3 protein-coding genes and 1 pseudogene are annotated in these 2,548 nt (G+C 53.6%); all 4 read left to right on the plus strand.

Features of this window, described 5'->3' with window-relative positions:
• Window positions 1-399 (plus strand): annotated as a pseudogene (locus tag Q7O77_RS16885) (serine-type D-Ala-D-Ala carboxypeptidase); the annotation flags it as partial.
• Window positions 400-517: 118 nt separating this feature from the next.
• Window positions 518-781, plus strand: a complete 264-nt coding sequence (ybeD, locus tag Q7O77_RS16890) for a DUF493 family protein YbeD (RefSeq protein ID WP_026738925.1) — start codon at window positions 518-520, stop codon at window positions 779-781.
• A gap of 98 nt (window positions 782-879) precedes the next feature.
• On the plus strand, window positions 880-1,590 hold the full coding sequence (gene lipB, locus Q7O77_RS16895; RefSeq protein WP_304169921.1) for a lipoyl(octanoyl) transferase LipB: 711 nt from the start codon (window positions 880-882) through the stop codon (window positions 1,588-1,590).
• Between the two features lie 173 nt (window positions 1,591-1,763).
• On the plus strand, window positions 1,764-2,548 hold a 785-nt coding region (gene lipA / locus Q7O77_RS16900), incomplete at its 3' end, for a lipoyl synthase (RefSeq protein WP_304169923.1).

The following is a 2,548-nucleotide window of genomic DNA, read 5'->3' on the forward strand; positions in this document are numbered from 1 at the left end:
CGGACCTTCAAAGGCCGCGAAACGGAAAGCAAAAAACTGCTGACCTGGGGCTTCCGCTTCTTTGAAACGGTAGCACCGCTGAAATCCGGCAAAGAGTTCGCTTCAGAACCGGTTTGGTTCGGCGATAGCGATCGCGTTGCGCTGAGCGTTGAAAAAGATGTCTACATCACCATTCCGCGCGGCCGGATGAAAGATCTGAAGGCCAGTTACGTGTTAAACAACACCGAACTGCATGCCCCATTAAGTAAAAATCAGGTCGTCGGCACCATCAACTTCCAACTGGATGGTAAGACCATCGAACAGCGCCCGCTGGTGGTGATGAACGAAGTGAAAGAAGGCGGCATTTTCAGCCGACTGATGGACTACGTGAAACTGATGTTCCACCGCTGGTTCAGCTAATTCCCCCCTTGTTTTGGGGCATAATGCCCCCATATCACACGGATAAATACACTCCCGCCTCGGCGGGAGTTATACTTTTTAGGGTCTTACCGTTAGAAAACCACTCTGGAGTGTCTTAATGAAAACCAAACTCAACGAACTGCTTGAATTCCCGTGCTCCTTTACCTACAAGGTGATGGGTCTGGCACAGCCGGAGCTCGTCGATCAGGTGGTTGAAGTCGTACAGCGTCATGCACCTGGCGACTACACGCCGCAAATCAAACCCAGCGCGAAGGGTAACTACCACTCAGTTTCCATCACGATTAACGCCACGCACGTCGAACAGGTTGAGACGTTGTATGAAGAGCTGGGTAAAATCGATATCGTACGTATGGTGCTTTAATTTCGTCGACGCGTTCTACTACCGGAAGGCTGACAAGCGCTATTCGTCCCCACGGCGGTATCCCGTATACTGACCGCCATACATTCTCGACTCTGAAGATGACGCCAGTGGAACAAGACAAGATCATCATACGTCAGCTAGGCATACTCCCTTACGAGCAGGTATCCCTGGCGATGCACCATTTCACCGAGCAACGCGACGGCGACAGCGCCGATGAGCTCTGGCTGGTTCAGCATTCCCCGGTGTTCACCCAGGGACAGGCGGGCAAAGCGGAGCATGTGCTGATGCCGGGAGATATCCCGGTCATTCAGAGCGACCGCGGCGGGCAAGTCACCTATCACGGCCCGGGCCAGCAGGTGATGTACGTGATGATTGACATTAAACGCCGCAAAGTCGGCGTCCGTCAGTTGGTCAGCGCCATTGAACAGACCGTCGTCGATACGCTGGCGCATTTCGGGATTGAAGCTCATGCTCGCCCGGATGCCCCCGGCGTGTATGTCGGCGATAAAAAAATCTGTTCCCTCGGACTACGGATCCGACATGGTTGCTCTTTCTACGGTCTGGCGCTAAATATTGCGATGGATCTGTCGCCTTTCCAGCGTATTAACCCGTGCGGTTACGCCGGTATGCAAATGACGCAGATCGGCGACCTCGTCTCCGGCGCCACCGTTGAAGATACCGCGCCCATTTTGACCGCCGCCTTTATGCGGCTGCTCGGCTACACAGAGAGCGAATGGGTAGACTGGGTGTGGGAACAGCAGGGAGAACCGCAGCCGATGGCGTGGTTTTCTCGATCTCACTCGGCATAATCATTACATTTCATTTACACTAATGATGCTTTTTGCCCGCTCAAGGGCTGATTGTCACCGGTCAATGATGATATAATTTTGTGAGTTTTTTAAAAAAAAGTTTAACGACTCACGCGATTCATGAATTAGTCGTTAATTCATGACAGCGATTCAGAACTGGAACTTACGCAAACATGAGTAAACCGATTCAGATCGAACGTGGCGTAAAATACCGCGACGCCGATAAACTGGCCTTGATTCCTGTACGGACCGTTGCCGTTGAACGCCAGGATATGCTGCGCAAACCCGAATGGATGAAAATTAAACTCCCTGCCGACTCAAGCCGGATCAAGGGAATTAAAGACGCCATGCGCCGCAATGGACTGCATTCGGTTTGTGAAGAAGCCTCCTGCCCTAACCTGGCTGAGTGTTTCAACCACGGTACGGCCACCTTTATGATCCTCGGCGCAATCTGTACCCGCCGCTGCCCCTTCTGCGATGTTGCGCATGGCCGCCCGATCGCACCCGACGCCAACGAGCCGGAAAAACTGGCGCAGACAATCCACGATATGGCGCTGCGTTATGTCGTCATCACATCGGTAGACCGTGATGACCTGCGCGATGGCGGCGCTCAGCACTTTGCTGACTGCATCAGCGCTATCCGCCGAAAAAGTCCGCAGATCAAAATTGAAACGTTGGTGCCAGACTTCCGCGGCCGCATGGATCGCGCGCTGGAAATTCTTAACACCAGCCCGCCGGACGTCTTCAACCACAACCTGGAGAACGTGCCGCGTCTGTATCGTCAGGTCCGTCCCGGCGCCAACTATGAGTGGTCGCTCAAACTGCTCGAAAACTTCAAAGCCGCGCATCCGGATATCCCGACGAAATCTGGTCTGATGGTTGGACTGGGCGAGACCAATGAAGAGATTGTGGAAGTGATGCGCGATCTGCGCCGTCATGGCGTGACGATGCTGACGTT

Source organism: Lonsdalea britannica, from assembly GCF_946477055.1.
GTDB classification, from domain to species: domain Bacteria; phylum Pseudomonadota; class Gammaproteobacteria; order Enterobacterales; family Enterobacteriaceae; genus Lonsdalea; species Lonsdalea britannica_A.